General features: G+C 41.9%; 5 protein-coding genes. 3 read left to right on the top strand and 2 right to left on the bottom strand.

What is annotated here, in order from left to right:
* Positions 1–711 (top strand): His/Gly/Thr/Pro-type tRNA ligase C-terminal domain-containing protein (locus ACEW8O_RS03195; protein WP_373493179.1); only part of this gene is annotated, 711 nt, incomplete at its 5' end.
* Positions 712–772: 61 nt separating this feature from the next.
* On the opposite strand, the gene ACEW8O_RS03200 is transcribed toward ACEW8O_RS03195, so the two are convergent.
* Positions 773–2050 carry a peptidoglycan DD-metalloendopeptidase family protein gene (locus ACEW8O_RS03200; protein WP_373493180.1) on the bottom strand — a complete coding sequence of 426 codons (1278 nt, stop codon included), beginning with the start codon at positions 2048–2050 and terminating at the stop codon, positions 773–775.
* Between the two features lie 290 nt (positions 2051–2340).
* On the opposite strand from ACEW8O_RS03200, the gene aspS reads away from it, so the two are divergent.
* The gene (gene aspS / locus ACEW8O_RS03205; RefSeq protein WP_373493181.1) at positions 2341–4101 is read left to right on the top strand and encodes an aspartate--tRNA ligase; all 1761 of its coding nucleotides are present in this window, start codon (positions 2341–2343) and stop codon (positions 4099–4101) included.
* A 201-nt stretch (positions 4102–4302) separates the two neighbouring features.
* On the top strand, positions 4303–7176 hold the full coding sequence (locus tag ACEW8O_RS03210) for an outer membrane beta-barrel protein (protein ID WP_373493182.1): 2874 nt from the start codon (positions 4303–4305) through the stop codon (positions 7174–7176).
* A gap of 331 nt (positions 7177–7507) precedes the next feature.
* On the opposite strand, the gene ACEW8O_RS03215 is transcribed toward ACEW8O_RS03210, so the two are convergent.
* Positions 7508–7786 (bottom strand): SMP-30/gluconolactonase/LRE family protein (locus ACEW8O_RS03215; protein ID WP_373493183.1); only part of this gene is annotated, 279 nt, incomplete at its 5' end.

Consider the following 7786-nt stretch of genomic DNA (forward strand, 5'->3'; position numbering starts at 1 on the left):
GGCAGTGAATTGGAATGGTATAAAGAATGGGCAGAAACCAGGATGAAATGGCACAGGGCTTTGGGAATTCCCGAAGAAAAGCTGAGGAGACACGACCATGAGAAATTGGCGCATTATGCCAATGCCGCCATGGATATAGAATATCAGTTCCCTTTTGGTTTCAAAGAGGTAGAAGGCATCCATTCAAGGACTGATTTTGACCTGAAAAGCCATCAGGAATTCTCCAAAAAGAAACAGCAATATTTCGATCCTGAAATCAATCAGAATTATATTCCTTTTGTGATTGAGACTTCCATTGGTGCCGACAGGCTGTTTTTAATGGTATTATGCAATTCCTTTGTGGAAGAAGAAGTAGAGGGCAAGCAAAGAACTTATCTTAAATTCCATCCCGCCATAGCCCCTGTGAAGGCAGCAATCCTTCCACTGACCAAAAAAGATGGATTGCCTGAAAAAGGAAAAGAAGTCTTTGATGCCTTGAAATATGATTTCAACATCATTTATGAGGACGCTGCTTCGATTGGTAAGCGATATGCCCGACAGGATTTGATAGGTACACCCTATTGTATTGCTGTGGACCATCAGACCTTGGAGGACAATACCGTTACCATCCGGCACAGGGATACCACCCAACAGGAAAGAGTAGCGATTTCAGATCTTCATGGCAGGTTGAGTATGGAATGTAGCTTTAGGAGGATTTTTGAGAAGATTTAAATTAAAAAGGCTTAGGGAACATCTTCCCTAAGCCCAATCAAAATTATGATGATCAATTCTGTCAATTATTTCGAGCGACCAATTTTGCCGGTGCAATACTGTATGGAATAGCTGCAATCTGCCGTGCTTTTTCCATTTTCACTTGCTCAAAAGCCAATTTGTTTTCATTTGAAATAGGCTCAGAAGGTGGGATTTTTTCTCTTTGCCAATCTACCTGCTTACCGTTTTTCCAAAATCTGAAACATAGGTGAGGTCCCGTCGCCAATCCGGTGCTGCCAACATAACCGATGACCTGTCCTTGGCTTACCCTTGCACCGGGCTTCATTCCCCGAGCAATTTTGGACATGTGCAAATACTGCGTGGTATAGGTACCGTTGTGTTTGATTTTTACAAAGTTACCATTGGCACTGGTATATCTTGCTTCGACAACGGTTCCGTCTCCCACAGTCCTGATCTCTGTGCCGGTCGGTGCTGCAAAATCAGTACCTAGGTGAGCCTTGTATCTTTTTTGGACAGGATGAAATCTCTTGAGGTTATATGCTGAACTGATTCTTGTGAATTTTACGGGATATTTCAAAAAGGCTTTTTTAAAGCTGTTTCCATCCTGATCGAAGAAGGTCCTTTCTCCATTTTGCTCAAAAGGGATTGCATGGTAGGGCGTTCCTTTATGCTCAAAAAAAGCTGCTTCAATTTCCCCAATTCCCACAATCTGATCTTCTACTATTTTTTCAGAAAACACAACTTTGAATTTATCACCCTTTTGAAGGCCACCAAAGTTCACATTCCATCCGTACAAATCGGCAAATTGGTTGATCAGATCCGGGCCCAGTCCCAACTCGGTCATGTTCACATATAGGCTGCTGCTGATGGTTCCTCCTATTTCTACTTTTTTCCACTCAACAGGTTTTTCTTCTTTGTAAACCTCACCCTCATCCAATTTGAAAACCACATACTCGGCAGGATTGGGTTCATAGATAAAGAACTGGGCAAGAGAGGTGTCCTTAGAACTGAGAACTGTGAATTTTTTGTTGAAAGCGATTTTTCTTACATCAAAAACGTCCTTTGACTTTCTTGCGATTTCATCTATCATTTGATAGGAAACATTGAATGGCGCCAGGATGGATGACAGCGTTTCATTCTTGCCAACTACGCCTTCGATGATGTCGAGTTCATTGACTTTAATGCCATATAGTAAACTCTCCTCCTCCTCCTCTTCCTCAATAATAATCTCATTCAGGGGTTGAAAATCTTCAGTCATATTAGATCCATTGTTTTGGAAGTAATATAATATGGCGAAAGCCATAAAGGCAGATGCAGCAAAAATCCATTTTTTATTCATAACTGATGGGGTGAATCATGGTGTATTTGTCAAATAAATTTAAATTAAAGCCAATTTCCAAATTTTTTGGATATAAATAATATCCAGCTACAAATTGATAACGTTCAATTTTTCGAATGATTTCATCTAAAGGACAATTAAATGATTATAAGCGGCGGATTTTATGGAATTGCCATAAATAATGCCTTGATTTTGAAGATAAAAAAAGTTTTACCATTCTTTTTAGTCATTTTAGAATTGTCCATAAGCTTTGTTTATCTTTGACCACTTAAAAAAATACTATTCAAAAAATGCTTAGGACACACACTTGCGGAGAGTTAAGGATTTCAGATGTAAATAAAGAGGTAAGCCTTTCGGGTTGGGTACAGCGGGTCAGAAACAAAGGAGGCTTGATTTGGGTGGATTTGAGGGACCGATATGGCGTTACCCAATTGATTTTTGAAGAGGATTCGACCGAGAAAGAACTTTTGGAAAAAGCAGCATCCCTCGGAAGGGAATTTGTGATCCGGGCCACGGGGTTGGTAATTGAGCGAACTTCAAAAAATGATAAAATTCCCACGGGGGACATCGAAATCAAAGTAAAACAACTTGAAATACTCAATGCCGCCAAGGTGCCCCCATTCATCATTGAGGATGAAACTGATGGTGGAGAAGAGTTGAGAATGAAATACCGATACCTGGATCTTAGGAGAAATGTGGTCAGGGAAAAACTCCAACTTCGTCACAGGATGATGCAGGAGACCAGAAAATATATGGATGGTGAAAATTTCATCGAAGTGGAAACCCCCGTTCTGATCAAATCAACCCCTGAAGGTGCCCGCGACTTTGTAGTGCCAAGCAGGGTAAATCCGGGCGAATTTTATGCCTTGCCCCAATCACCGCAGACTTTCAAGCAATTGCTAATGGTGAGTGGTTTTGACAGGTATTTTCAGATTGTGAAATGCTTTCGTGATGAAGATCTCAGGGCGGACAGACAGCCGGAGTTTACTCAGATAGACTGCGAAATGGCCTTTGTCACCCAAGAAGATATATTGAATACTTTTGAAGGTCTGGTCAAGCATCTTTTCAATAATGTAAAAGGTGTAGCATTGGAAGAAGTTAAAAGAATGACCTATGCAGATGCCATGAAGTTTTATGGCAATGACAAGCCTGACCTGCGTTTTGATATGAAATTTGCTGAACTCAATGAATTGACCCAAGGTAATGGTTTTGGGATTTTTGATCAGGCAGAAATCATTCTAGGTATCTGTGCCAAAGGTGCAGGAGAATATACCCGTAAGCAATTGGATGAATTGACCAATTGGGTAAAAAGGCCCCAAATCGGAGCAAAAGGACTGGTATATGTAAAATGTAATGCTGATGGGACATTTAAGTCCACAGTAGATAAGTTCTATTCCAATGAAGACCTTAAAGTCTGGGCGGATTTGATGGGAGCTGAACCCGGAGATTTGCTGCTTGTACTTAGTGGCGACGAAAAGTCGACAAGGAAACAGATGTCCGAACTCCGTCTTAAAATGGGGGAGGAATTGGGACTGAGGAACAGAAATATATTCAAACCGCTTTGGGTGGTGGATTTTCCCTTATTGGAATGGGATGAAGAGACCCAAAGATTCCATGCGATGCACCATCCATTTACTTCACCCAAGAAGGAAGATATTCCGCTTTTGGAAACCAATCCCGGGGAAGTAAGGGCTAACGCATACGATTTGGTCATCAACGGTGTGGAAATCGGTGGAGGTTCCATCAGGATTCATGACCGGACCACCCAGCAGTTGATGTTCAAGCACCTTGGTTTTACAGATGAGGAAGCGCAAAAGCAATTCGGATTTCTGATGGAGGCATTTGAATACGGCGCACCTCCGCACGGTGGCATTGCTTTTGGCTTTGACAGGCTTTGTGCGATTTTCGGAGGGTCGGATTCCATTAGGGATTACATAGCTTTTCCAAAAAACAACTCGGGCAGGGATGTGATGATCGATTCCCCAAGTACCATTGCCGATGAACAATTAAAGGAGCTTTCCATTCAGGTGAATATTCAGGAAAAGTCCTGATCTTTTGATCCCCATCCGACATGTTTTCGAAGTGTGTTTGATGGGAATTTTTCCTTTTTAACTAAAAATTAAATGACAGTTGATTTAACCCTTTTTTCTGCCTTCTAACCTAAAAAAAATCCACTCAAAATTTTCGGCATTATTGAATTAAACTTTTTGGCCATCCCCGAAGTCTAATGGTTGATTTAATTTAGCAGCAATATGAAGATTTCTACATTCAGATTATTTTTACTTCTTTTTTTCATAGCCTATTCCTTTGATTTACAGGCACAAAGGGGAGAAGCCAGAGGGCAGGAAATGCTTTTAAAAGGAAAAGTTATTGAAGGGACAAACCAGGAGACCATGATCGGTGCCAATGTTTTGATCAAAACTGTGACGGATTCACTTCTCCGTTCCACCGTAACGGGAGTGGATGGTTCTTTTGAAATAGGCAGGCCAAGAATTCCAAGTGTCAAATTGGAAATAACATTTTTGGGATATCAAAAAATAACCAGGATTCATAACAGGGGAGATGCCCTCGATCTTGGGACATTGGTTTTGATAGAAGACAGCAAGCTATTGGGAGAAGTGGTCATTGAAGGACAGATTCCTGTCGGCGAAGTCAAAGGCGATACCACCTCTTTCAATGCCAATGCTTTTAAAACACGGGAAAATGCAGACGCAGAGGATTTGGTGAGAAAAATCCCTGGAGTTACCATTCAGAACGGTGAAATCCAGGCCAAAGGAGAAACTGTCCAAAAGGTATTGGTAGATGGAAGGGAGTTTTTTGGAAATGATCCGTTTTTGGCTTTAAGGAATCTGCCTGCCGATATTATTGACCGGGTAGAGATATTGGATCAAAGATCTGACCAATCAAGGTTGACGGGATTTGATGATGGCAATTATGCAAGAACCATCAACATCGTCACCCAACCGGGCAAAAGAAATGGACAGTTCGGAAGGGTATATGTCGGGGGAGGAACACAGGAAAGGTATGCCGCAGGAGGAAATTTGAATTTCTTTAAGGGAGACAAAAGATTCTCCATCATCGGCCTTTTTAATAACATCAACCAGCAAAACTTCTCTTCCCAGGATCTTGTCGGCGTATCAGCAGGAGGACAAGGTGGTGGTGGAAGGCAGGGAGGTAGGGGTGGTGGAAGACCTGGTGGAGGCGGTAACGACAACTTCCTCGTCGGTCAGGATCAGGGTATCATTACCACAAATAGTCTGGGTTTGAACTACAGCGACAAGTTTGGAAAGAAGATGAATTTCACAGGAAGTTATTTCTTCAATTCCACCCAAAACAACCTGTTCAAATTGACCAATAGAGAAATAATCCTGTCCGAAACCAACAGACAGTTTTATGATGAAAGATTGATCAATACAGTCAAAAACAACAATCATCGGATCAACAGTAGGATTGAGTATGACCTGAATCCCAAACATGCCATTATCATAACCCCTTCGATCAATTTTCAGAACAACACCAATTACAGTGACCGGGATGGATTGAATCTATCGGCAATCCGGGATCCCTTGAGCAGCGCAAGGACACTTTCTGATGCCATTACTGAGGGATATAATATTTCCAATAATTTCGTTTACAGGTATAAATTTGAGAAGCCCAAAAGAACGCTATCCACTACAGTTTTTACCTCTTGGAACAAAAGGGATCAGCTTTCCGAACTGATTGCTGCCAATAGGGACTATATCAGGGATATCAATGACACCATCAATCAGGAGACCTTTGGGTTATCCGACGGATTCAATTACCGCGCAACTTTACAATTGACCGAACCTGTGGGTGAAAATGCCCTTATGACCATGTCCTATCAGGTAGGCAACAACAAAACCACCGCGGATCAAAAAACCTTCAGCATGATTCCCGAGCTTGGCATCATGGTATTGGATACTGCCCTCAGCAACGTGTTTGACAACAAGTTTATCGTGCAGCGGCCAAGTGTGGGATATAGCTACAATCTTAAAAACTGGAATGTCAATGCCAACTTGGATTATCAATATGCGGTTCAGGACAATGAAAGTTTTTTCCCACAAGAACAGACTTTCAACAGGTCTTTCAGCAATTTTCTACCGGGCATGAACGCCTCTTACAGAAATCAGGAAAAAGGCACCTCACTCAGATTAAGGTATCGAACCAATACCCAGGAACCTGGAGTGAACCAACTTCAGAACGTGATCAATAACCAAAACCCATTACAGCTTTCTATTGGTAATCCTAATTTGGGACAGGCATTCAACCACACAGTATTTACCAATTATTCTAAAATCAATCTGGAGAAATCAAATACCTTCTTCACCTTTCTCTTCCTGAATGTGACAGAGAATTTTATTGGAAATAACACCTTTGTAGCCCAAACAGATACCCTTGTCAATGGGGAAGTTCTCTTGAGACCGGGCGGACAGATCAGCCGTCCGGAAAATCTTTCAGGACAGTTTCGGTCCAGGTTATTCGTCACTTACGGAACGCCCATCAAAAAATTAAAGTCCCAATTCAATATGAATTCAAGCCTTGCCTACAACAGGACCCCGGGAATGATCAATGGACAGAAAAACTTCAATGACAACATTGACCTCAGCCAAGGACTTACCCTGACCAGCAATATCAGCAAGGATGTGGATTTTACCCTTTCGACCACAGGTACTTACACAATTGTTAACAGTTCCCTTCAAGCCAATCTCAACAATGATTACTACATTCAGAATACCAACATCAGATTCTATTACTCTCCCAACAATGGGAAGCTGTTTGTTTCCAATGTAGTAGGCAATAATTTGTTTAGGGGATTGTCACCTGGGTTGGACCAATCCGTTTGGCTTTGGAATATAGAGGCAGGCTACAGATTTATGAAAGGAAACAAAGGAGAAATTAAACTGAGTGTATTTGATTTGCTCAATCAAAACAATGCCATCGCCCGAACTGTCAATGACGTGACCATAGAGGATACCTTTACCAGGGTATTGACCAGATATGCCCTTCTTTCCTTCACCTATAACCTCGGTAACTTCAAGCAGCCCGAAAGAGGCGCAGACCAACCCACAGGAAGACCTTGGGGAGGTGGTGGAAGGAGTTGGTAGGAATGGAGATTTTTTAGAGCCAAGAACCAAAGCCTGCCCCGAGTATCGGGGAGCCAAGAAAAAGAAGCGAGAAGCGAGAGACGAGAAGCTAGACCATTTATGACATTTGAGCCTATATAAATTTGAACGTTTAATACCTCATAAAACATCTCCTTGTCATGTCGATCCCGACAAAACTACGGGAGAGACATCTTTTTCCTAGTATGAGGAATCTCTATGCCAACATTATCAGGTTGCCGGCAACTCTGATTATGAAATTGGTAGTCCCCAACATTTTTCAAATGTTTCATCTCTTGTTCAAATCTCACGTCTTACGTCTCACATCTACTCCTCACTTCAACCCCAACTTCAACACATAACTATCCGCTGTCATAAAAAATGTCTTTTCATCCGTGGAAAATGCACAATTGGAAGTAGCTTCTCCTGTTGCGATTCTTGCCTGAGGTTTTCCATTTGGATCAAATATCCACACTCCTCCCGGTCCGGTTGCGAAGATGGTTCCTGAACTGTGGACCTTCATTCCATCGGGCAATCCCTTATAACCTTCTTTGCCTACATAGGATGTGGCATCAAAAAACAGGTTGCGGTTGTGGATAAGTCCGTTCTCCCC

The sequence above is a fragment of the Aquiflexum sp. genome (assembly GCF_041749095.1).
Classification (GTDB): Bacteria; Bacteroidota; Bacteroidia; order Cytophagales; family Cyclobacteriaceae; genus Aquiflexum.